Below are 22,945 nucleotides of genomic sequence, written 5' to 3'. Positions count from 1 at the left end.
GTTTTATCTTTTCAAGGTAAAGTGGCTCTTGAATTCTTTTTTCACTCCGTCTTTTTCGTAAAGTATTTTGAACCAGTAATCATCCGATGGAAGCGGATGTCCGTTATACATACCGTCCCAGCCGATGCCATTTACGCGAAGGTCTGTCAAGATTTTACCATAACGGTCAAAGATATAGATGTTGGAAATGTCTAGCGAAGTCCTTCCGCCGATGTTCCAAGTATCGTTAAATCCGTCACCGTTTGGTGTAAAGTATTTAGGGTAATCGACGATTACGATTCGTGTGCTGATTTCACCACAGCCAAAACGGTTTCTGACTTTCAGAATATGGATGCCTTCTTTGATATTATGGAATACATTGCTGTCTTGCCAGCCGTTATCATCAATCATATATTGAAAATCGGGCGATTGCGGCGTAACAATTGCAGTCACCTTACTATCCGATTCGAAAGTAATCTGCTCCGCTGGATCTCCTAGGATTGAAAAAGGAATTAATGTGTTCCTCACCGTGAAATTTATTATTCTAGAACAGAGCGCCGTGTTGGTTGTATTCGTGATTTTAACAGAATAATTTCCTGGTATTGATGTAGAAAAAGTGCTTGTTGTTTCAGACGAAATTTCGTTTGATGGATTCGCGTCTGATCCATTATACCAGACAAAATCATAGTCGGTTTCTAATAATTGCGTATCAATAAATGCTGGATTGATCACATTGTTCTGAATGTCGATACAGATTCTGTAGGGGTGCGGCTGAAGATTATTTGCAGGCAGCGGCCTTACGAACAATTCTAATTCGAGTATCCTGAAGCAAGCGATTCCGCTCTCGCTGTCGATGTTTACAGTGCTGTTCAATCGCACATAAATTTTTTGATAACCTGCTGTTCTGTTAGTGAAAGCACTAGGCACAGGAATAGTAGTATTGGAGTTGACCAAGGCTTCCGTCTCATCCGTATAGTATCGGAATTGAATCGTATTCAAAGGAGTCGTTCCTGCCATCTGACCTTGTCTTTGGGTCAAGTCGAAACTATAAAATCCGTTGTCATCACACGCTTGAAGGATATCAGGATTGACAGTATTGCCAGGACTTCCCACAACTCTCAATTGCAATGAAGTTGTTGATGAACAGCCGTTGTTTGTAGGGTCAATAACTTTTATATAGATTGTTTTTGAGGCCGAATTGTAGGCATTTGTGACAGGTATACGAGTATCTGTTGCTAAGTCGGCTAGTGTTTCATAAAAGAATACCTGATAGTTGATATTGCCCGAAGTAATTTGTGTAATCCTTCCGTCAAGGTTAAAATCGGCTGTTGTTGTACCGCACATTGTGATCGGATCAGGAGCAGTTATTACTGGATTTTCAAATACGTTTATATTGAAATCGGCTATGGAGAAACATTGTGTTGCTGTATCAAATAATCTCACAAAGATTGTTTTGGTTCCTACAATTAATGGGAGAGGCGTGTTTTTGTTTATAGCGCTGACATTGTCTCGAGCATTATCAAATGTATTGAAATAGGTAACGCTTACTGTAGGATTCTGTCCTGTCAGTATTTCAATGTCTTTGCTAGACAAAACTATGGTTTCTGTTTGGCAAGCATTGATAGGTGTTATTCCATTTCGAGCAGGAGTGCTATATACTTCAACCGTAAAAGTTCCAATCCCTGCACAATTGTTATTTGTTTCTACTCTGGTATAGATGGTTGAAATTCCTATTGGCAGTTGCGATGAATTTGTCAGCTCATTTGCTTCGATAGAGGCATCAATTTCATTACTGTAAAAAGCAATATTGACATTGGTTGTAGGGAAGAACGTATTTTTTATGATGGTTCTTTGCGAATCAAAATCAATCAGCCCGTAGTTCGCATTCAATTCAGGACATACAGGAGCCCTATTGGTATAGGCCGCAACGCTTGTCGGGTTTATGACCAGATTGATAATTGCTACATTCGATGTGCATATTGGCGTTTGAGCAGGATATACTCCTGTAACGTAAATATTTTGGGTAAATGGAAGTGTATTTGTAAATACATTAGGATTGGTTATAGGCTGTGTCAGTCCTGCATCTAAAAAGTAGCTTAAGGTCAATCCAGTAGCTCCGTTCGTGATGCTGTTGTAGGCTTGAGTCAGGTTTACGGTAGCGATTCCGTCATTATTTGGTGAAATATAATCGCATTGCTGTAGCAGAACAGGAGTCGTGCTTAAGCTTGGCTTCGCATTCATTGTTATGGATACTGAATTCGAAGCGGTCATGCATAATCCTTGTTCCGTAACTTCTAAAACATAGGCAGAAGTCGTATTCGGATTTTGATTTGCAACAGAAACAGTATAGGTTGCTGAAGTAGCACCAGCAATCGGATTGCCGTCTTTGTACCACTGATACGTCATACTTGTAAGATTGGCGCTGTTTGCAATAACCGATGTTATTTGATAAGTAGTATTCTCACAGATGGTCTGATTGTCTGATATCGTAACTTGAGGGGATTCATAAATAGTAATCACATTTGAATCCACAGGAGAACAGCCGTCATTTGAAATTCTCACAAAATAATTTCCTGCCAAAGTAGGAGTAAAGGTAGAGCCGATAGCTCCAGCAATAGAAGCTCCATTTCGGAACCATTCATAGGTATAAGTCTGAATAACCGTATTATTGTCAACCGTTTGCAAAACGGGTGTACTGCTCAAGCATTGCGTATTGGTGTTTTGCAATGTCATGTTTGGAGCAATAAAGAATTTCAGCGCAATTTCGGCATCGCTTACTTCTAGCGTATTGAGGTCTACTGTCGGATCTGTGCTGTCGTAAGCTGTTGTCTCGACTTTATAGGTGCCGCTTTCCGAAACGGTTAAGGTATTGGTGCTAGAAAGCGAATTTGCTATCGTAGAAATCAAGATTCCGTCTTTATACCATTTGTAGTTAAATCGTAAATCAGCGACATTTCCAGGAAAATCTGTGACATCGATAGTAGCAACAAGGTCTTTAGTCGCAGGCTGGCAATAATTGAACTGCGTGATATCATTTCCGGCATTGTCTTTTATCTTGACCGAAGAAAGAAAGCTGCAGTCGGAACTTCCGTCGCCTCCAGTTTGCGTAATGGTTATCTGGCCTGGCGTGTTGGAATAATTGTCTACTAAAAGGATGTATAATTGCCCGGCAACTGCATTCGGTAAGGCTACATTTTCAGTTCCATCTGGCAGCCAGCTACAATCCACTTCTTTCGATAAGTCCAATTGGCTGCAGATATTATTCAAATTATTAAACGGTCCCCATAAGACAAAATCTACGTCAGAAGGAATTCCGAAATTGTCAACTTGAGAAATTTGTAAAAAGATATCACCGCTCGTTTTAATCTTCATGAAAAACCAGGTCGGACCTTGAAAAGGTTCCCCGATACAAGTCGTATTAAAAACCTCGCCACTAATATTATTGGTCGAGTTTTCAAAAGGAATGCTTGTTGCGCAAGATTGGTATTGCTCAAAATTAGCTTGCAGTTCTGCACAAGAAGAAGCTCCGCCTTGTGAATAGGCAATTTCTGCTAAAATAAGAAAAATGAAGAGTAGTGTTCTATTCAATGATGTCATATTAAAAAAGAAACAACGTTGTGAAATTTAAATGTTTTCAACGCGAAAATAATCAGTTTATTTTTAATTGATGATAATTTGTAACAATATTCTGCTGTAAATGTGTAAATTAACAATTGATGTCAAAAGAAAAACAGCAAAAACTTCATTTTTTGGATGAAATTTTGCTGTTTTAGTGTAGGTGTCTTATTTGCAATTGATTACAGCAAAGAGTGCTGTGTCATCGCTTCTGGCTTTTTGATGCCCATCAGATCAAGGATGGTTGGGGCAATGTCTCCCAAAACACCATTGCTGATAAGTTTTAACTCTTTATCAACTAAAATAATCGGAACCGGATTTGTTGTATGTGCCGTATTTGGACTTCCATCTGGGTTAATCATCGTCTCGCAATTTCCATGATCAGCTATAACAATGGTCGTGTAATTGTGTTCCAAAGCGGCAGTAATTACTTTTTCGGCACATTTGTCAACGGCTTCACAAGCTTTTATAGCTGCTTCCATAACGCCTGTGTGGCCGACCATATCACCGTTGGCAAAATTCAGGCATACAAAATCTACTTCTTCTTTTTCTAATTCTGGAACCAATGCGTCTGCTAGTTCATAAGCGCTCATTTCGGGTTTCAAGTCGTAAGTCGCAACTTTCGGAGAGTTTTTTAAGATTCGGGTTTCACCAACAAAAGGAGCTTCTCTTCCACCTGAGAAGAAAAATGTCACATGAGGATATTTTTCGGTCTCGGCAATTCGGATCTGTTTTTTATGGTTCTTTTCTAAAACTTCGCCAAGCGTTTCGGTGATGTTGTCTTTGTCGTAAATAACATGCATTCCGACAAAACTATCATCATAGTTAGTCATCGTAACATAATACAAGTTCAGCTTGTGCATGTTTTGCTCATGACAGTCAAACTGCGTAAGAACTTCGGTCAGCTGTCTTCCACGGTCTGTCCTGAAATTGAAAAACATCACGACATCATCATTTTTGATTGTTGCGACGGGATTGTCGTTTTGATCGACCATTACTATAGGCTCGATAAACTCGTCGGTTATATTTTTTTCATAATTGTCATGGAGGCTGCTGACAGCATTTTGAGAATGAGTTCCGATTCCGTTGACCAATAAGTCGTAAGCGCGTTTTACTCTTTCCCAACGCCTGTCGCGGTCCATAGCGTAATAGCGTCCGATTATCGAAGCCAATTTTACTGGCGTGTTTTCGATATGTTTCTCTAAAGCCGAAATGAAGAATATTCCAGATTTTGGATCGACATCTCTTCCATCGGTAAAGGCATGGACAAAAACATTTTCTAGCCCGAAATCTTGCGTAGCATCAATCAGACCTTTTAGATGATTGATGTGGGAGTGAACGCCGCCATCAGAAACTAGGCCCAAAAGATGTATTTTTTTGTTGTTTTGTTTTGCGTATTGGAAAGCTTCAACTAATGCCTTTTCTTGTTCTAGTGTTTTATTTTCAACAGCAAGATTTATTTTTGCCAAATCTTGATAGATAATCCTTCCGGCTCCAAGATTCATGTGTCCAACTTCTGAATTTCCCATTTGGCCTTCTGGCAGACCTACATTCAGTCCGTCCGTTCGTAGTTGAGCGTTTGCATATCGTGTATATAAGCTGTCTATAAAAGGCGTGTTCGCATTGTCAATTGCAGAAACTTTCGGATCTGGAGATTTGCCCCAGCCATCCAAAATCATTAGGATTACTTTCTTGTTCATCTAAAATTTATTTTTAATCGAATTGTAGTCAATAAAATATCTGATGCTGATCGAGAAGATATTGTTCAGGTTGTTGTCAAAAAGATTTTTGAAATTATTTCCTAGCCTTCTGTCGATTTCTGTCCTAAAGTCGGTTGCGTTGTTTCTGTAAAGTACAGAAATCTGGCTTCCGGGAGCAAACCACCACGAATAGGAAAGGTCAAAATTCCAAGTGCTGAAATTCGAATTTTTATTTACTGTAAATGTACTATTTGATGCTAACGTTCCGTCGTTTTGAAGTGTTAAATATTGGTTATTTTCTGCATAAGACCAGTAATGCCTAGCTGCGAGGTTTAAAGTCATTTTCGGATTCATAGCGTATTTCAACCCAAGCTCATTGGTCAGTGTTCTTCGGTCTCGTTCTGCAAAAATAATGTCGTCATTGTCAAAAGCAACCCAGCCTCTGTCACTGTTTTGGTTGTAAATCTCAATCATGTAATTCATCAGCAGTCTGTTGCTGAATCGGTATCGCGGGGCTATTTTTAAGCCGTAAGAAGCACGATTTTTTTCGCTTGTTATCGTGCAATAAGGTGTTATGTCTAGAGCAAATTTTCGGTTGTAATTCGACGAGAAATAAATTGAAGAATAAACGTTCTTCGGGATATTTACATATCGTCCGTCTACCCTCGACTCGTAGAAATCATAGGTTTCTAGCGGATTGATATAGACTGCTAATGCATAATAGTCGTTTTTTCTGCTGGTTGAGTTAAAATCAATGTTTATTTCTCCTTTCTGCAATCGACCTGTTGTATTTTGAAATTCGGCATAATAATTTGTGTTGATCTTGAAAGTGTTAAAAACAGAATTTGGATTCAAGATTCGATATCCAATGTTGGTATAAATGCCATGAAAATTATTTATGAACGTAATTCCCAAGTCATTTGCATCGTATTTTTTTGAAACATACGATCCTCCTGCATTATACCTCCATTTGCCACCTTTTTTTCCAATCTGTATTGCTGTATTGATGCCTTCTTGATTGTCATTATCTCCATATTCGTTGATGTAGCTGTATTTGAAATCACCCGTAAGGTTGAATTTGTTATTCTTGGTATTTAGGTCGTAAACTACGGCAGAAACGTTCGCGTCGCGGAATTCTCCATTCCGTGTTACATTGGTGTTGACAAGCGCAACCGACGAATTTTGGTTGAACCGTTGGTCTAAAACTAGGATATTATAATTGGTTAGCGGTTCTACGACTACTTTTGTTGTCTCGTTTGTTTGGGTATTTCTGAAGTTGCCATAGGTTTTTTCAGTAACGGCATTGAGCACTCCAATTCCTAATCCTTTTGAAGTTCTTCCAGAGACTTTTACGGCGTTGATGAGGTTTACAGAAGACGGATTACTGGCAATAATATTTTCGTCGGTTGAAGATAAGTATACCGAAGGGCTTCCGCCGATTCTTCTAGAGTACAATAATTCTCCTTTGTTAAAAAGGTCGGTTCCTTCTGTAAAAAAAGGACGATTTTCATTGAATTGCTGTTCAAAAGGACCAAGATTTAATACTACATTGTCGTACTTGGTCTGACCGAAGTCGGGAACCAAGATAGCATCCAGCGTAAACGAATCGTTGATGCCGTATTTGATGTCCATTCCGGCTTTGAATTTGTTGTCGGTTCCTTCTTCGCTGTTTTCCACATAAAAAGAAGAATAGGGGATAAAGAAAAGGCGAGTAGGAGGTTGTATATTTTCAATACCTTCGAGCTGTCCGGTTTGCGGAAGTGTCGCCCCAATTTTCATGTCAATCAAGTTCCAAGTATATTTTTGGCGGTCTCTTTTGATTTCTCTATAAAAGTTAACGCCCCAAGTCTGCTTTTCGGCATTAGAGAAACGCAAAGCGGCATAAGGAATTTTCATTTCAACGACCCAGCCAAATTCTGTTATTGTAACTTCACTGTCCCAAATAGCATCCCAGCTGTAGTCCTCGTTGCCTTCGGTAGCAAGGCAGTCCATCTGTACGCCTGAAGCACTTACAAAAAATCGAAAATCTTGCTGGCCGTCATTAAATCCGTTGATAAAGATTCCAAAATGATCTGCTGTCCCAAAATTATCTCTTTGGGTCATTTCTTTCAGGATTTTTTTAGGGTCGTCGTCATAGAGCAATGCGGCTACATAAATGGCATCATTGTTGTAAAGTATACGGACGTCGGTTTTTTTTTCGGAGCTTATTGGCCTTCCATTGTCAGGCTCGAGCATTAAGAAATCGGTAGCAACAGTGGCACTATTCCAGATGGATTCGTTTAATTTTCCATCAATGGTAATGCTTTCAGAAATTGATTTTGTCTGCAAATTTTTTCTTTGACCGTAAGCATCAAAAGTAAAAATGATTGAGAAAAAGAATAAAATCAATAAAAAAGGCTTGCCCATTAGTGCTTGTTTGGAGTAACAAAAATAGCCATAAAATATAGATACACAATTACTTTACAATATTTTTGAATTTTTTCCGTTAGTATCTCTGTTACATTAATTTTAAGAAACGGTTATTTTTGTTAAATACCTCATTTTAAGAATAATAAATTTTGTGAGTAAATTTTTTTTAATACTTTTGGCGCTCCCCAAGTCAATTTAACCCATCAGAATTTCAATGATTTATAAGTTTTTACCCGTCTTTATGTTGTTTATTGCTTCATTTTCAACAAATGTGAGCAAGCCTACAGAACCTGAAAAATTAATCGCAGCCACTTCAGAAGCAAGTTTTTCGATGAAAGCCGAAAAAATATACAGCACGCTGCATTCTAATAATCTTCCTTTACCAAAAATGGAGAGCTTTTCTAAAGCGCTTCAAGGCTTTTACCAGTTGAAAGAAAAAGGACTGATTACAAAAAATATCCTGACGATTGTTGATTTTAGCTTGTCATCCAATGCGAAAAGGCTTTGGATTATTGACATGTCTACAAACACAATCCTTTACAATTCGCTTGTTGCTCACGGAAGAAATACTGGTGAAGAGTTTGCAAAAGAATTTTCAAATGCATCTTCTTCAAACAAAAGCAGCCTTGGGTTTTATGCAACAGGAGAAGTTTATCAAGGAAAACATGGACTTTCGCTTCGTCTTGACGGACTGGAAAAAGGAATCAACGATAATGCTAGAAATAGAGCGGTCGTGATTCACGGTGCTGATTATGTGGCAGAATCTTTTATAAAAAGCCATGGAAGATTAGGAAGAAGCCAAGGTTGTCCTGCATTGCCAGTCGGAATTACGAAAGAAGTTATTAATGTGATCAAAGATAAGTCTTGTCTTTTTATTTACCATCCTACGGCAAATTACAAAACAGCTACCAAATTAATTTCGTAATTTAGAATACAGTTCGCTGTCTAAAGTATAGATATCTGGCCTGAACTGGAGTATATTATCATGGCTCCAAGCGGTCCAATAGAGCTGATAAATGTAGATTTCATTTTTGATTTTAGCACTTTGTGTTTTTTCCCTTTTTAGCGTTTCCGTAATTTTTTCAAGACTCCAATTGGTTTTGTCATCTAGTAGATACTCGGTCAATTCTAACGGATTTTGAACGCGGACGCATCCGGAACTTAGCGAGCGGTTTGTCTTGTCGAAATATTCCCTATGATTCGTGTCATGTAGGTAAACCGTGAAATTGTTTGGGAATATTATTTTTACCATTCCTAACGAATTATAGGTTCCAGGACTTTGGACATAGCGGTAATTCAAGGCTTTTTCTGGATTCCAGCTGGCAGCGCTTATTTCTTTTCCATTTTTGTCATAGACCGTAATGTTTTTGCTAGCCAGATAATTTCGATTTTTGGTCGTTGCAGGAATAATATCTTCTTTGAGAATTGTCGGCGGTACAGTCCATGTTGGATTAAAAACGGCATAGCTTAGCTTAGAACTTAATATGGGCGTCTTTCTTTTAGAAGTACCGACGATAATATTATGTGTTCGCGTCGTATCGTTCTTGAAAACGGTATGAAGCTTATAATCGGGAATATTGGCAATAATATAATGTTCTCCCATTTCTCGCGGAAACCATCTCCAGCGCTCAAGGTTTGCAATAATCTGTTCTTTTCTTGTGTTTTTTGTAGTATTCAAGGCCATAACGGTACCGCTTCCAATTACTCCGTCTGCCGCTAGTCCATGCCTAAGCTGGAATCGTTTTATAGCCTTTGCTGTTTCCGGATCATAAAGCGAAGTAAGAGAATCGGGCGCTTTTAAATCCCTCCAATACATCAGTCTTTTTTTGATGTCTATCAAAGAAGAGCTGGTGTCGTTGACCTTTAATTTTACCGCAATTTCAATTTTTTTTAAGGTATCGGTAGGGAAAGTATTGATGAGAATCAGAGCGTCTTTCAGTTTCTTGTAAACGATATGAGTCGGTTTGGCCTTTTCGATAATGATTTGCAAAGAATCTCCATTAGCTGCGGTTGTCAGCATCTGGTTGATTTCTGCCTTGTTCTGTGCGAGATCCCAATCGGTGTATAATTCTCGAGGATTTAGTTTTCCTTGTGTTAAATGCCAGAGGTATTTTTGGATAGAAAGCGTCATCAAAACATCATAGCTAGCAATTTCTTTGTCGGTTAATGCAGTGATGTTTTCTCCATAACGATTCAAATCTTTGACATTATATTCTGTAGGGTCTAATCCTTCCTGATCGGCTCTTAAAAGCGCATCAATGATTACTGTCCTGTTTTTTGGAGTGTTCCATACAGTCTGGAAGCCATTCATTTTATAAAACGAAGTAAGCGAATCGTTTTCAAAAGTTGCGACATAGGTAGAATCGACTGCATAACGCTTGATTGCATTCTCAGCTGTTTTTGCAACATCCTTTTTTGAAGGCTCAGCGTATGCAATTTCTTTCTCCTTGCAGGAAACTAGCAGCAAGAATAATGTCGTTATGAGAACAAATCGATACATGGCCAAAATAGCTTTAGGGGACTTCTTTGGTGAAATTACTTAAAAAGTTTCAAGTTGCGAACTAATTTGGATAAACTTTATATTGTATCCAGATTTTTATACATGACGTAATGCTTTCCGATGTCTTCAATGTCGAACGGCTCGCCGATAATTCCATAACCTAACTTTTTATAGAAGGGTACGGCTATTTCTCGAGCATTAAACCACATGAGTTTTCCGCCTCTTTCGATAGCATCTTTTTCGGCATGCTTGACCAAAATTTCTCCTATTCCTTTTTTTTGATATTCCGACAATACAGCCATACCTCTCAGCTGAAATTGCTGTTCTTCTTTGAAAAAAGGAGTAGGGTGTTTAAATAATGAAGCGATGCCTGCTAATTTTTTATCATTAAAATACCCGAAATGCTTCGTTGTTTCTAAATTATCACCTTCAAAGTGGCAAGTTTCTATCGGTTTACCCGGCCTCAAAACAGGAAGTCGGACCGAAAATGTTTCTAGCGCGGGTATTTCTTTTATCGTTTGCATTTTTATTTTGAAATTTTTTTAATTGAATTGAAAATATAACATTTTAATACTAAAACTTTTAGAGGCTAAAAAGCGCATCACTGCAAAGGTTGCGAAAAAAAGATTCCATTTTTTTTGAAAAAAAACTTGCAACTGAAAAAACTTATTACTTATATTTGCACCGTAGTAATGCGGAAGTAGCTCAGTTGGTAGAGCTCCAGCCTTCCAAGCTGGTTGTCGCGAGTTCGAGCCTCGTCTTCCGCTCTAAAATCAAACCTCAAGTGAAAGCTTGAGGTTTTTTGCTTTTAGTATTTCTGTAAATTATTTAAGAAAACTCAGATCGCTTCCGCTTTCTAATTCTTCGGGTTCTTGGTTTTGTCTAAAAATCCGGGCTTTTAAATTCCCTTTCAAAGTGATGGTTTCGTTTCTTACCTCGAGCCAGCTTCCTTCTCGCAATCCTAAAACAGGCAAAGTGTTGAATTGGTGGAATTCTTTGATTCTCGTTTCTCTGGTTTCGCCCATATGTGTTGAATTTGTATCAGGATCCAAATAATGTGGATTCAGGTTAAAAGGAATCATTCCTAAAGTCTGGAAGCTGGGCGGATAAATGATAGGCATATCGTTCGTAGTTTGCATGGTCAGTCCCGTGATATTACTGCCAGCGCTGGTTCCTAAATAAGGCGTTCCTTTTTTTAAAGTTTCCGATAGCAAGGTCATCAGGTCATAACGGTACAATTGCGAAACCAATAAGAAGGTATTTCCGCCGCCCGTAAAAATTCCCTCGGCCTGTTTTATAGCTTCTTTCGGGTTTTCAAATTCATGCAATCCTTTGACTTTAATGTCGATTTTGGAAAAAGCCTGTCGTACTTTTTCAGTATATTCGTCATGGCTAATGCCGCTGGGTCTCGCATAAGGTATAAAGAGCAGCATCGTGATATTTTTAAAATGCGCCGAAAGCTCAGGCAGCAGATAGTCGAGATAGCCACCGCCATGAAGTGTTGAAGTGCTGGCGATAATCAGGTTTTTCATTTCGTTAGATTTAATAGCGGTAAAGTTAGCAAGGTTTATAAATTATTGAGTGCTGGTTTGCAAAAGTTTATTATTAACATAATTTTAGTACGTCTTTGGCAATATATTTGGAGGCAGATAGGATATTTTTACCAGACAAACCTATCCCCCACATGATTATGCTTAAAAAGTTATTTTTATGCTCCTTTTTTATTGCCATTTCTCCTTCGGTGCTTGCCCAAGCTTCTGAAAGGAAAACGCTGAAAGGAAAAATAACTGCGTATACGCCGAATCTTGACGGGATTTACGTTCTGAATCTGTCTTCTAGAAAAGAAACAGTAACCAAAGAAGGTGGTTACTTTTCGATTATGGCTAAGGAAGGCGATTCTATAATGTTTTCGTCCATACAATTTAGAGGAAAGACCGTTGTTGTCGATCCCGGTGATTTTGAAAAGGAATTGCTTTTTGTAAAACTGGAAACTATGGTAAACCAGCTGGATGAAGTTATGGTCGTACAATATAAGAGCATCAACGCCTATGATTTGGGAATTATTCCGAAACCTGCCAAAGTCTATACGCCAGCCGAAAGAAAATTAAGAACGGCCACTGGTTTAGATCCAAAAGTAGGACTGAATTCTTCGCTTACGATCGATCCGCTCTTTAATATGCTTTCGGGAAGGACAGCCATGCTGAAAAAAGAATTAGAAGCTGAGCGGAAAGAAAAATGGATGAGCCAGCTCGAGGATATGTTTGATGAAGACTATTACACGCAAAAACTAAAGATTCCTTCTGACCATGTAAGAGGATTTTTGTATTATGCGGTAGAAAACGAACGATTCGTGAAAATCTTGAGCAGTAAAAATAAAGCGATGACGACATTTTTATTAGGAGAGATAGCTAAAAAATACATTCAAACCATAACCGATGAAAAATAACTACTTTTTTATAATGCTGATAATGCTTTCTCAAGTCGTCTTTTCTCAAAAAAACGACAACAAGAAGATGCAAGGAAAAATAACGGCTGGCAAAGCTTTGGTCGAAGATGTTGAAATTGTTAATTTTTCGAATGCTACTATGGCACGTTCTAATGCCAAAGGCGAATTCGTCATTTATGCAAAAACGGGTGATGTATTGATATTATCAGGAACAAATTTAGAGCATAAAAGAAAAACCATTACCCGCGATGAATTCACCGCTGGAACCCTTGAAATTGTCATGCAGCCTAAAGTTACGGTACTTGATGAAGTCGTTGTCAACAAAGACAGCGATGGTTTTTCGGTTGTGAAGCCAGCAAAAGTCTATACGCCAGCGGAAAGAAAACTAAGAACAGCCTCAAAACCTGTAGAGCTGATTCAAGGCCTGGGCATCAGCAACGACGCCATACTTAATTTTTTATCTGGAAGGACAAAAACACTAAAAAAAGGTGTCCAAGTTGAAAAAGAAATAGCCAGGCTCGAAAAAATCGATAATTATTTTGATGAAAGTTATTACACTGAAAGTTTGGATATTCCAAAAGACTACGTTAATGGTTTCAAATACTACATTGTCGGTGATGAAGAATTCGCGAAGGCTATGGACGGAAATAATAAGATAGCCATGGAAGCTTCCATAATCAAGTTAGCAGAAAAATATAAAGCCTTGCTAGCCGATGAGAAAAAATAATTATTTTGCCCTATTTTTTCTCCTGCTGACAGGGATTGTGTTTTCGCAATCTCAGGAAAAGTTATTACACGGAAAGGTTCTAGCCGATGGTAATTATTTGCAAGGAATCAATGTAGTCAATCTTGTCAATGAAAAATCAGCTATTACGGATGCTGATGGAGAATTCTATATTTTGGCAAAAGAAGACGATCTGCTCGTGCTCTCGGCGATAAATTTTGAATATAAAAGAAAGATTATAGCTTCGGAAGATTTGAAAGCAGAAATAATCACAATCCAGATGGTTCCAAAAACGAATCAGCTCGACGAAGTCGTCATTACAGAATATTCCAATATCAATGCGGTTGATTTAGGGATTTTGTCAAAGCCAGCAAAAGTATATACGCCAGCAGAAAGAAAGCTCAAGACCGCTACTGACTTAAATCTTTCGGTAGGTTTTGGAGCTATATTTAGTCTTGATCCTATTATTAATGCAATCTCGGGACGCACAAAAAATTTAAAAAACCAACTAAAAGTAGAGCGAAAGGAGCTTTTGATAAAAAGATTTCAAGAGTTGTATGAAGATGATTATCTCATAAGTACGTTGAAAATTCCATCAGAAAATGTAAAAGGCTTTCAATATTATGCTATTGAAAACGCGCAGTTTATAAAAGAACTTAACAATAAAAACAAACAGATGATGAATTTTTTGCTAGGCCAATTGGCAACAAAATACATCAACATTCTTTCAGATGAAAAATAGTTTCCTTTTAATAGGCTTGTTTGTCGTGCAGTTTCTTTTTTCACAAGAAAAGATGATCCACGGAAAAGTCACAGCCGATGGCAATAATATAGAAGGAATCAACGTGGTCAATCTTGTCAATGAAAAATCGGTGCAAACTGATGCAAAAGGCGAATTCCGAATTCTTGCTAAAGAAGATGATCTTTTGGTGTTATCTGCCCTCAGCCTAGAATACAAAAGAAAAATTATAGAAGCTGACGATTTGAAATCTGAAACCGTTTTCATCACTATGATACCCAAAGCGACGCAACTAGATGAGGTCGAAATTACCAAATATAATAACATCAATGCTGTTTCGCTAGGCATCTTATCCAAGCCTGCAAAAGTATATACGCCTGCCGAAAGAAAGGTACGAACGGCGACGACAGGACTTCTTGATCCGTTGCTAAATTTCATGTCAGGAAGGACAAAAAGACTCAAACAACAAGTGTCTGTAGAAAAAAAAGAAATGCTTTTAGAGAAAGTAGACAATCTGTATGACGATGCTTTCTACACCGAAACGCTCAAAATCCATCCCGATTATATAAGAGCATTCAAGTATTTCTGTATCGAAGATTTGAAATTTGCGACTGCAGTCAGGGCCAAAAACAAAACGCTGGCTACTTTTTTGATTAATGAGCTTGCAGTGGAATACGATAAGCTGCAAAATTCAGAAGTTCCGAAAGATTGAGTATTTTTGGAAAATGAAAAAAGTAATCCAGACAATTTCTCTTCTATTTCTCTTTGTGATATTGACTTCCGTGTCACTGCACAAATTTTATGTATCTGTCAATCAGCTGGATTATGTTCCGCAAAAAAAAGCGATAGAAATTACTTCTCGACTATTTATTGATGATATAGATTTGGCTCTCGAGAAAAAATTTAATAAAAAAATATACCTCGGAACCTCTAAAGAATTAAAAGAAAGCAAAGAGTATCTTCAGAAATATTTTCAAGAAAAATTCAGTATCAAGGTAGATGGCCAAGAAAAAGAAATCCATTTTTTAGGAAAGGAAGTCGAAGACAATGTGCTAATTTGCTACTTCACTATCAAAAACATCGAAAAAGTCAGTTCGTTAGAAATAAAAGACACCATCCTCATGGAGTTGTACGACCAGCAGCATATTTTCCACACCAATATTGCAGGGAATAAGCAAAGCTTGCTGCTTACGTCGGGAAAAATGCGCGGAGTGTTAAATTATTAGCAATTTTTTTTGCATTACGCCAAATTGACTAAATTTCAATCCTTAAAACAAAATCATCGATTTTCAATGAAAAGAATAATTTTTCTACTAGCAATGCTTCCTGCCGTAGTTTTCGCACAGGAAACAAAAAACACCGATAAGAAGCGCGAGCCTGGAAAATACGATACCAATAAATTCAGCCAGATGTATGATCTTCTGGCGACACCTAATATGTTCAGAACGGCTTCTGGAGCTCCAGGACCGGCCTATTATCAGCAGCAAGCCGATTATAAAATGGACATCGAATTGGATGACAAGAACACGAAAGTTTATGGGACGGAAACGATAACATATCATAATAATTCGCCTGAAAATCTGGAATATTTATGGGTGCAGCTAGATCAAAATCAAAAAGAGAGAAACTCTAAATCTACATTGGTCGAAAATCAAAAGATGGAGAAAGCCATGACTCCTGCTGGATTTTCAAAGAAATTCATGGAAGAAAGCTTTGACGGAGGTTTTGTAATCGAATACGTAAAAGACGCCAAAGGAAAACCGATGAAATATACCATCAACCAAACCATGATGCGTATTGATTTGGATACGCCGCTAAAATCAAAAGAAAAAATCTCATTTTCCATAAAATGGTGGTACAACATAAACAATTATAGAGTAGACGGAGGACGTTCTGGATATGAGCATTTCGAAAAAGATGGCAATAATCTCTATGTAATCGCTCAGTTTTATCCAAGAATGGCTGTCTATAATGATGTGGAAGGCTGGCAGAACATGCAATTTTGGGGAGCTGGAGAATTTGCGCTTCCTTTTGGAAATTTTGATGTGAATATTACGGTTCCTGCCGATCATGTTTTAGAAGCTACAGGCGACCTGATGAATAGAAAAGAGGTTTTTACTGCAGAACAATTAAAAAGATACCAATTGGCTGAAAAGACCTATGACAAGCCTGTTGTGGTAGTTACCCAAGAAGAAGCAGAAGCTGCATCAAAAGGATTTTCGGATAAAAAGAAAACATGGAAATTCAGCGCTAAAAACGTGCGCGATTTCGGAATTTCGACATCCAGAAAATTCATCTACGATGCTATGGCTGTGAAGCTTTCCGAAAAATCAGTGATGGCTATTTCCTTATACCCGCCAGAAGCCAATCCGCTATGGGGCGAATATTCCACAAAAACGGTAGCGCACACTTTAAGAAGCTATTCGTCGCACACTTTTGATTATCCGTATCCAAAAGCGATTTCGATTTCTGCCGAAGATCAAGGTATGGAATATCCGATGATTTGTTGGAATTATGGACGTCCAGACGAAAATGGTTTCATAAGCGAAAGAATAAAATACGGAATGCAAAGCGTAATCATCCATGAAGTAGGGCATAATTTCTTCCCGATGATTGTCAATTCAGACGAACGCCAATGGACATGGATGGACGAAGGTTTGAACACATTCATGCAATATTTGGCCGAACAAGAATTAAGCTCAAGCTATCCTTCACAAAGAGGGCCGGCGGCAAAAATTGTTCCGTATATGAGCGGTCCTCAGGATTTTCTGGAGCCTATCATGTCCAATTCAGAAAGCCTCCAACAATTCGGAGCGAATGCGTATGCCAAGCCAGCAACGGGGCTGAACATTCTTCGTGAAACTATTATGGGAAGAGAGCTGTTTGATTATGCATTTAAGACCTATGCGAATCGATGGAAATTCAAGCATCCTACGCCAGAAGATTTTTTCAGAACGATGGAAGATGCGTCTGCAGTTGATTTGGACTGGTTCTGGAGAGGATGGTTCTATTCAACAGATTATGTAGATATCGGAATCCAAGACGTGAAAGAATACTATGTCTCGTCTGAAGCTCCTAAGGAAACTAAAGACGTAACAATACGAAGAGGCCGTTTTAATAAAGAAGACGGACCATTTGTGTATATGGTTTCTGGAGATTCAAAAGATCTCAATAAAAAGAATATGAAGTCTTTTGATGTAAATGATATAAAAGTTTTGGCCGATTTCATCCAAGAAAAATATACGCAAGAAGAAAGAAGCAAGCTCAAGTCTCCGAAATATTTTTATGAAGTTGCTTTTGATAAGCCAGGCGGCATGTTGATGCCTATTTTGGTACAGCTGACTTATGATGACGGATCTACAGAAGATTATAATTTTCCGGTACAAATCTGGAGAAAAGGAAATCAGACGGTATCCCGTGTTTTTGCTACTGAAAAGAAAGTTGCTAAGATAAAACTGGATCCAAAATTACAGACTGCCGATATCGATCTTGAGAATAATTCATGGCCGAAAGAGAAGATAAAATCAAAGTTTGACGAATTAGGAGGTTAGTTAAAATCGTATTAAAATAGATTAGTAAAAAGATAAAGCTGAAACTGCAGCTAGTTTTTTACCGTATCTTTGTGATATAAAATACAAGATTATGTTTGGCATAGGAGGATCAGAATTTATATTCATCATATTCATCGCAATCATGCTTTTCGGAGCAGACAAAATCCCGGAAGTTGCAAGAGCACTTGGTAAAGGAATGCAGCAGCTTAAAAATGCGACTGAAGATATTAAGTCGGAAATTCACAAAACAGCCTCAGATAGCGGTCTAGATACAAAATCTTTGACAGGCGGTTTTTCTGATGAAATCAATAAAGTAAAGGAAAACTTCAACAAGATTATTGAAAATTCCAACGACAATAGTTTTGGCTTAGATAAAATCACTCAAGATGTAGATGCCGAAATTAATAAAGTCAAAGAAGATATCGAAACCATAGGAGAGGGGCCAATAAAAAGACAAGACAGATAGATGGAAACAATATTGGAACTTGATAAAAACCTGTTTATTTATCTTAATAGCCTTGGTTCGGAACAATTCGACGGTTTTTGGCTATTCATTACAAAACAGATAAATTGGATTCCAATCTTTGCGATTATCATGTATCTTGTGTTCAAGCACCTTGGCTGGAAACATGCCTTGATGATAATAGTGGTCATGGCTTTGCTGATTGCATTGACAGATCAAACTACAAATCTTTTTAAAAATGGTTTTCAACGACTGCGGCCAGGTAGCAATCCTGATCTGGTGGACTTGATTAGGGCCGTACAAAAAAGAAAATCCTTTAGTTTTATTTCAGGCCATGCCTCAAATTCGATGGCGGCAGCCTTCTTTCTGTATAAGGTACTAAAGCCTTATCTGAAATACATGGGATTCATTTTCCTTTGGCCTCTGATTTTTGCATATAGCAGAATCTACCTTGGATTGCATTATCCTGGCGATATACTTTGCGGTTACATCTGGGGAATCCTGATGGCTTTGATTATGCTGAAATTATATGCTTATTTAAGAGATAAGTATTTTCCGCAAAAAGAATATGTCGACAATCCGACGAACGACGAGCCAATCCGAAATTAAGTTACAGAACTCTGCTCACGGTTAGTCCGTCTCGAATAGGCAACAATACTGTTTCGATTCTCGGATCTTCCTTAAGTTTTTTATTGTATTCTAATAAAACATTAGTACTTAAGTCCCTTGGATCTGGCGTTTCGAGTACTTTTCCGCTCCATAGCACGTTATCGGAAAGAATAATTCCGCCTTTGTTCATCAGGGGAAGAATCATATCGAAATACCTCAGGTAGTTATCTTTGTCGGCATCAATAAAAACTAAATCATAGCTCTTTCCCAAAGTTGGGATGATTTCTAAAGCATCGCCCAAATGCTGTGAGATTTGATCCTTCCATGGTGATAAGTCAAAATACTTTTTTTGGATGCTGGACAATTCTTCATTGATATCAATCGTGTCGATTGAGCCATTTTCCTGCATTCCCTCTGCTAAACACAAAGTTGCATAACCAGTATACGTACCGATTTCAAGAATAGTTACTGGACGTATCAATTTAGATAACATGCTTAAGACTCTCCCTTGAAAATGACCGCTCAGCATTCTCGGCTGCATGATTTTTTGATAGGTTTCTCTATGCAGTGCTGCTAAAAGCGCAGGCTCGTTTTCGGAATGTCTTTCGACATAAAGTTCTAGTTCGGGAGAAATAAAATGCATGGTAAAAAAGTTTTTGCAAAATTATAAAATATTAACACTCATTAGGTACTTATCACTTCTAATATATAACTTTGCGCCATGCAAATCGAGAAAAAAGACATCAGGGCATTATCCAAAGACCAGCTTCGCGAGTTTTTTGTATCCAACGGAGACAAAGCCTTTCGTGGTAACCAAGTCTATGAATGGCTCTGGAGCAAGGGCGCCCATAATTTTGACGACATGACAAATGTTGCAAAAACAACGCGCCAAATGTTGGAAGAAAACTTCGTTATCAATCATATCAGGGTAGACCAGATGCAGAAAAGTGAAGATGGGACTGTAAAAAATGCAGTGCGTCTTCACGATGGCTTAGTAGTAGAATCTGTTTTGATTCCAACAAACACAAGAACAACAGCCTGTGTTTCTTCTCAAGTTGGCTGCAGTCTCGATTGTAATTTTTGCGCTACCGCAAGACTCAAAAGAATGCGGAACCTCAATCCAGATGAAATCTATGACCAAGTTTTAGCTATCGATAACGAAAGCAAGCTCTATCATAATCGTCCACTTTCCAATATTGTTTTCATGGGTATGGGTGAGCCGCTGATGAACTACAATAATGTTATCAAGGCGATTGACAAGATTGTATCTCCAGAAGGACTCGGAATGTCGCCAAAAAGAATAACTGTTTCTACATCAGGAATTCCGAAGATGATTAAAAAACTTGCCGACGATGAAGTAAAATTCAGACTGGCTGTTTCCCTTCATTCCGCAATAGACGAAATTCGTTCTCGAATCATGCCGTTCAGCCAAAACTTTCCGTTAGCAGACTTGCGCGAGTCATTGGAATATTGGTATAACAAAACCAGAAGTAAAATTACCTATGAATATGTTGTCTGGAAAGGCATTAACGATAATAAAGCTTCGGTTGATGCTCTAGTGAAATTCTGCAAATACGTTCCTTGTAAAGTCAATCTGATCGAATACAATCCAATTGATGACGGTGAATTTCAACAGGCTTCAGAAGAATCTATAAACGAATACATCAAAGCTTTAGAAAAAAATGACATCGTTGTTAAAGTGAGAAGGAGCAGAGGAAAAGATATCGATGCTGCTTGCGGACAATTGGCTAATAAAGAAGCATAATTTAGAGTAAAAGAATATATAAAGACGCTGTCAGGGTTTCAAATCCTGACAGCGTCTTTTTTAAAAAGAGAATTTTATAATCTTATGACACTTCTTGCACTTTAACACTTAAATAGTATCTTTGTTTCCAATGAAAATCACCGAGCAAATAAAACAGCCGATTCTTGCCGAAATGGAACTTTTTGAAAAAAAGTTTCACGAAGCAATGTCTTCAAAAGTAGCTTTGCTCAACAGGATAACTTACTATATCGTCAACCGAAAAGGGAAACAAATGCGTCCGATGTTTGTTTTTCTGACAGCCAAGATGGTTTCTGAAGGCATAGTCAATGAAAGGACGTATCGTGGCGCTTCAGTCATCGAATTAATCCATACCGCAACTCTTGTTCATGATGATGTCGTAGACGATAGTAACAGGCGCCGTGGTTTTTTCTCCATCAATGCCTTATGGAAAAATAAAATTGCTGTTCTCGTAGGCGATTACTTGTTGTCAAAAGGATTGTTGCTTTCTATTGATAATGGCGATTTTGATTTACTGAGAATCATTTCCGTAGCCGTTCGCGAAATGAGCGAAGGCGAACTACTCCAGATCGAAAAAGCAAGAAGGCTTGATATTACTGAAGATATTTATTACGAAATCATACGCCAGAAAACAGCGACTCTGATTGCTGCTTGCTGCTCGCTTGGAGCCTGCTCTGTGCTTCCAGAAAATAGCGAGATTATTGAAAGGATGCGCAAATTCGGAGAGCTTATCGGAATGGCTTTTCAGATAAAAGATGATTTGTTTGATTACACAGATGACGCTATCGGAAAGCCGACCGGAATTGATATAAAAGAGCAAAAAATGACGCTTCCGTTAATTTATGTCTTGAATCACTGTTCGCCAAAAGAAAAAAGCTGGGTAATCAATTCCATCAAAAACCATAATAAAGACAAAAAACGCGTCAAGGAAGTAATCGCGTTTGTCAAAAACAACAATGGCTTGGCGTACGCCGAAGAAAAAATGATCCAATTTCAAGATGAGGCCCTTCTTCTGATACAAGATTTTCCAAATTCTCCTTATAAAGACGCGCTTACCTTGATGGTAAATTACGTTATCGAAAGAAAAAAATAATTTCTTTCAATCCGTTAATCCGTTGACAATTATTATTTTATCCTTCATGCAACCTTTTTTGTAGCAGTATCGTCTTAGACTATAGCATGTCTAACCTAATACTTTTGCTATGAGATTCTTATATGTGTTTTTTTTCCTTTTTTCAGCGTATGTCCATGCCCAGAAACCTAAAGAAGTTCTGAATTGGATCAACACCGCAAAGTCAGAAAACAAAGATTTTTATTATGAAATTCCTTTTGAATATCGCAATAACGAAATCGTGATTCAAGTTCGGATTGGAGGCCAGACGTATGATTATATTTTTGATACGGGCGGCTATAATAATATAACCGACGCTATTCAGGCAAAAAACAACTTCCCGATACTGACGAAACAGACGGTCGGAAGCAGCAATAAAATCAAAAAAGAAATCAACATCGTAAAAGTGGACAGCCTGCATATCGGAAAACTTATATTTCATGATATAGCTGCGCTCCAGATGAATTTTGATGAATCGCCAACTATAAAATGTACGATTGACGGCGGATTGATTGGAGCCAGTATTATCAAAAACTATATCTGGCAGATTGATTACCCAAATAAGAAAATAATAGTAACAGACCAGATTAGTAGGATAGTGAATCTAAAACAAGCCGTGAAAGTTCCTGTTACGTTTAATAGCAGGCTCATGCCTTATATAGAAGTAAAGATAAACGGCAAGAAAGAAAAAATGATGTTTGATTTGGGAAGCGCTACGTTATTCAGCATGACTGAAAAAATAGCCAAAAAGCACGGGATAGAAAATGCGATTACTTTAACAGGCGGCGGAACTGAAGGCGGAAACGGTGTTATCAAAGAGCCGATTTATATCATAAACTCTGGTAAGGTCGAAATTAAAAACCTCCTTTATCTGAACAAGCCGATTTATTATACTTCGACAAACAACGAACCGCTAATTGGCAACCCAATCATAAAAGATTATATCGTCACAATGAATTTCAAGGACGATGAGATCTATTTTCTTCCTATAAATGAATCTGCTGTGAATGATGGCTGGAGTACATTTGGCTTCACAATAGAATATAACGACGGGAAATCAAAAGTAGCCACGTTGCTCAAAGATTCCGAAGCAGCAAAAGCAGGACTTCAGGTCAATGACGAAATAGTGGCTGTTGACGGACAAAAAGCAGACTACCTTGATTATTGTCAATGCAAAAAAATATACAGCAGGCTTTTAGAAACCAAGAACGAAATTACATTAGACGTAAATAAAAACGGGCAGACACAAAAGATAATCCTCAAGAAGCAAAAAATATTTTAACTTTAACCCTTGTTTTATAGGAGGTTGCTACCTT

General features: G+C 38.0%; 19 protein-coding genes and 1 tRNA gene. 13 read left to right on the top strand and 7 right to left on the bottom strand.

Features of this window, described 5'->3' with window-relative positions; all coding sequences use genetic code 11:
- Window positions 1–3 precede the first annotated feature (3 nt).
- From OLM56_RS01080 to OLM56_RS01070, 3 genes are all read right to left on the bottom strand, one after another.
- Window positions 4–3,567 (bottom strand): T9SS type B sorting domain-containing protein, encoded by a 3,564-nt coding sequence (locus OLM56_RS01080; protein WP_264528034.1) that lies wholly within the window; start codon window positions 3,565–3,567, stop codon window positions 4–6.
- Window positions 3,568–3,776: 209 nt separating this feature from the next.
- Entirely contained in the window at window positions 3,777–5,294 is a 1,518-nt protein-coding gene (gene gpmI, locus OLM56_RS01075; RefSeq protein ID WP_264528033.1) for a 2,3-bisphosphoglycerate-independent phosphoglycerate mutase, read from the bottom strand.
- Complete coding sequence (locus OLM56_RS01070; protein WP_264528032.1) at window positions 5,295–7,700, bottom strand: carbohydrate binding family 9 domain-containing protein; 2,406 nt, start codon at window positions 7,698–7,700, stop codon at window positions 5,295–5,297.
- Between the two features lie 217 nt (window positions 7,701–7,917).
- On the opposite strand from OLM56_RS01070, the gene OLM56_RS01065 reads away from it, so the two are divergent.
- Entirely contained in the window at window positions 7,918–8,628 is a 711-nt protein-coding gene (locus OLM56_RS01065) for a murein L,D-transpeptidase catalytic domain family protein (protein WP_121375222.1), read from the top strand.
- Here the strand turns inward: OLM56_RS01065 and OLM56_RS01060 are convergent.
- Both OLM56_RS01060 and OLM56_RS01055 read right to left on the bottom strand, forming a co-directional pair.
- On the bottom strand, window positions 8,617–10,203 hold the full coding sequence (locus tag OLM56_RS01060) for a L,D-transpeptidase family protein (protein ID WP_264528031.1): 1,587 nt from the start codon (window positions 10,201–10,203) through the stop codon (window positions 8,617–8,619). The two genes, OLM56_RS01065 and OLM56_RS01060, sit on opposite strands and share 12 nt — an antisense overlap.
- 77 nt (window positions 10,204–10,280) lie before the next feature.
- Window positions 10,281–10,727, bottom strand: coding sequence for a GNAT family N-acetyltransferase (locus OLM56_RS01055; RefSeq protein ID WP_264528030.1), 447 nt, complete (start codon window positions 10,725–10,727; stop codon window positions 10,281–10,283).
- Window positions 10,728–10,897: 170 nt separating this feature from the next.
- On the opposite strand from OLM56_RS01055, the gene OLM56_RS01050 reads away from it, so the two are divergent.
- Window positions 10,898–10,970 (top strand) — tRNA-Gly (locus tag OLM56_RS01050).
- Window positions 10,971–11,027: 57 nt separating this feature from the next.
- On the opposite strand, the gene pepE is transcribed toward OLM56_RS01050, so the two are convergent.
- Window positions 11,028–11,735, bottom strand: coding sequence for a dipeptidase PepE (gene pepE, locus OLM56_RS01045; RefSeq protein ID WP_264528029.1), 708 nt, complete (start codon window positions 11,733–11,735; stop codon window positions 11,028–11,030).
- A 152-nt stretch (window positions 11,736–11,887) separates the two neighbouring features.
- Between pepE and OLM56_RS01040 the strand changes: the two genes are divergently transcribed.
- From OLM56_RS01040 to OLM56_RS01005, 8 genes are all read left to right on the top strand, one after another.
- The gene (locus OLM56_RS01040; RefSeq protein WP_264528028.1) at window positions 11,888–12,649 is read left to right on the top strand and encodes a hypothetical protein; all 762 of its coding nucleotides are present in this window, start codon (window positions 11,888–11,890) and stop codon (window positions 12,647–12,649) included.
- Window positions 12,639–13,376 (top strand): hypothetical protein, encoded by a 738-nt coding sequence (locus tag OLM56_RS01035; RefSeq protein WP_264528027.1) that lies wholly within the window; start codon window positions 12,639–12,641, stop codon window positions 13,374–13,376. Before OLM56_RS01040 ends, OLM56_RS01035 begins: the two co-directional genes overlap by 11 nt.
- Window positions 13,363–14,115 carry a carboxypeptidase-like regulatory domain-containing protein gene (locus tag OLM56_RS01030; RefSeq protein WP_264528026.1) on the top strand — a complete coding sequence of 251 codons (753 nt, stop codon included), beginning with the start codon at window positions 13,363–13,365 and terminating at the stop codon, window positions 14,113–14,115. The genes OLM56_RS01035 and OLM56_RS01030 overlap by 14 nt, the downstream gene beginning before the upstream one ends.
- Window positions 14,105–14,824, top strand: coding sequence for a carboxypeptidase-like regulatory domain-containing protein (locus tag OLM56_RS01025; RefSeq protein WP_264528025.1), 720 nt, complete (start codon window positions 14,105–14,107; stop codon window positions 14,822–14,824). Before OLM56_RS01030 ends, OLM56_RS01025 begins: the two co-directional genes overlap by 11 nt.
- Window positions 14,825–14,837: 13 nt before the next feature.
- Window positions 14,838–15,338: a DUF6702 family protein gene (locus OLM56_RS01020; RefSeq protein ID WP_264528024.1), complete on the top strand. Its 501-nt coding sequence runs from the start codon at window positions 14,838–14,840 to the stop codon at window positions 15,336–15,338.
- A gap of 66 nt (window positions 15,339–15,404) precedes the next feature.
- On the top strand, window positions 15,405–17,663 hold the full coding sequence (locus OLM56_RS01015; RefSeq protein ID WP_264528023.1) for a M1 family metallopeptidase: 2,259 nt from the start codon (window positions 15,405–15,407) through the stop codon (window positions 17,661–17,663).
- Between the two features lie 91 nt (window positions 17,664–17,754).
- Complete coding sequence (locus tag OLM56_RS01010) at window positions 17,755–18,129, top strand: twin-arginine translocase TatA/TatE family subunit (RefSeq protein ID WP_121375212.1); 375 nt, start codon at window positions 17,755–17,757, stop codon at window positions 18,127–18,129.
- Complete coding sequence (locus OLM56_RS01005; RefSeq protein ID WP_264528022.1) at window positions 18,130–18,735, top strand: phosphatase PAP2 family protein; 606 nt, start codon at window positions 18,130–18,132, stop codon at window positions 18,733–18,735. It abuts the gene before it with no gap.
- Window position 18,736: 1 nt separating this feature from the next.
- On the opposite strand, the gene OLM56_RS01000 is transcribed toward OLM56_RS01005, so the two are convergent.
- Window positions 18,737–19,378 carry an O-methyltransferase gene (locus OLM56_RS01000; protein WP_264528021.1) on the bottom strand — a complete coding sequence of 214 codons (642 nt, stop codon included), beginning with the start codon at window positions 19,376–19,378 and terminating at the stop codon, window positions 18,737–18,739.
- Between the two features lie 78 nt (window positions 19,379–19,456).
- On the opposite strand from OLM56_RS01000, the gene rlmN reads away from it, so the two are divergent.
- The 3 genes from rlmN (at window position 19,457) to OLM56_RS00985 (ending at window position 22,911) form a co-directional block, all read left to right on the top strand.
- On the top strand, window positions 19,457–20,500 hold the full coding sequence (gene rlmN, locus OLM56_RS00995; protein ID WP_264528020.1) for a 23S rRNA (adenine(2503)-C(2))-methyltransferase RlmN: 1,044 nt from the start codon (window positions 19,457–19,459) through the stop codon (window positions 20,498–20,500).
- Window positions 20,501–20,630: 130 nt separating this feature from the next.
- Window positions 20,631–21,611 (top strand): polyprenyl synthetase family protein, encoded by a 981-nt coding sequence (locus tag OLM56_RS00990; protein ID WP_264528019.1) that lies wholly within the window; start codon window positions 20,631–20,633, stop codon window positions 21,609–21,611.
- Window positions 21,612–21,720: 109 nt separating this feature from the next.
- A complete protein-coding gene (locus OLM56_RS00985; RefSeq protein ID WP_264528018.1) occupies window positions 21,721–22,911 on the top strand; it encodes an aspartyl protease family protein in 1,191 nt (396 codons plus the stop codon).
- The last annotated feature ends 34 nt before the right edge of the window (window positions 22,912–22,945 follow it).

It is taken from the genome of Flavobacterium sp. N2550 (assembly GCF_025947265.1).
GTDB classification, from domain to species: domain Bacteria; phylum Bacteroidota; class Bacteroidia; order Flavobacteriales; family Flavobacteriaceae; genus Flavobacterium; species Flavobacterium endophyticum.
This window is presented reverse-complemented; position numbering and strand designations above follow the sequence as displayed.

Bases quoted from the DNA above. Each gene is read 5' to 3' on its own strand.
- gpmI (WP_264528033.1), bottom strand. From the start codon at position 5,294: ATGAACAAGAAAGTAATCCTAATGATTTTGGATGGCTGGGGCAAATCT.
- OLM56_RS01070 (WP_264528032.1), bottom strand. From the start codon at position 7,700: ATGGGCAAGCCTTTTTTATTGATTTTATTCTTTTTCTCAATCATTTTT.
- OLM56_RS01065 (WP_121375222.1), top strand. From the start codon at position 7,918: ATGATTTATAAGTTTTTACCCGTCTTTATGTTGTTTATTGCTTCATTT.
- OLM56_RS01060 (WP_264528031.1), bottom strand. From the start codon at position 10,203: ATGTATCGATTTGTTCTCATAACGACATTATTCTTGCTGCTAGTTTCC.
- OLM56_RS01055 (WP_264528030.1), bottom strand. From the start codon at position 10,727: ATGCAAACGATAAAAGAAATACCCGCGCTAGAAACATTTTCGGTCCGA.
- pepE (WP_264528029.1), bottom strand. From the start codon at position 11,735: ATGAAAAACCTGATTATCGCCAGCACTTCAACACTTCATGGCGGTGGC.
- OLM56_RS01040 (WP_264528028.1), top strand. From the start codon at position 11,888: ATGATTATGCTTAAAAAGTTATTTTTATGCTCCTTTTTTATTGCCATT.
- OLM56_RS01035 (WP_264528027.1), top strand. From the start codon at position 12,639: ATGAAAAATAACTACTTTTTTATAATGCTGATAATGCTTTCTCAAGTC.
- OLM56_RS01030 (WP_264528026.1), top strand. From the start codon at position 13,363: ATGAGAAAAAATAATTATTTTGCCCTATTTTTTCTCCTGCTGACAGGG.
- OLM56_RS01025 (WP_264528025.1), top strand. From the start codon at position 14,105: ATGAAAAATAGTTTCCTTTTAATAGGCTTGTTTGTCGTGCAGTTTCTT.
- OLM56_RS01020 (WP_264528024.1), top strand. From the start codon at position 14,838: ATGAAAAAAGTAATCCAGACAATTTCTCTTCTATTTCTCTTTGTGATA.
- OLM56_RS01015 (WP_264528023.1), top strand. From the start codon at position 15,405: ATGAAAAGAATAATTTTTCTACTAGCAATGCTTCCTGCCGTAGTTTTC.
- OLM56_RS01010 (WP_121375212.1), top strand. From the start codon at position 17,755: ATGTTTGGCATAGGAGGATCAGAATTTATATTCATCATATTCATCGCA.
- OLM56_RS01005 (WP_264528022.1), top strand. From the start codon at position 18,130: ATGGAAACAATATTGGAACTTGATAAAAACCTGTTTATTTATCTTAAT.
- OLM56_RS01000 (WP_264528021.1), bottom strand. From the start codon at position 19,378: ATGCATTTTATTTCTCCCGAACTAGAACTTTATGTCGAAAGACATTCC.
- rlmN (WP_264528020.1), top strand. From the start codon at position 19,457: ATGCAAATCGAGAAAAAAGACATCAGGGCATTATCCAAAGACCAGCTT.
- OLM56_RS00990 (WP_264528019.1), top strand. From the start codon at position 20,631: ATGAAAATCACCGAGCAAATAAAACAGCCGATTCTTGCCGAAATGGAA.
- OLM56_RS00985 (WP_264528018.1), top strand. From the start codon at position 21,721: ATGAGATTCTTATATGTGTTTTTTTTCCTTTTTTCAGCGTATGTCCAT.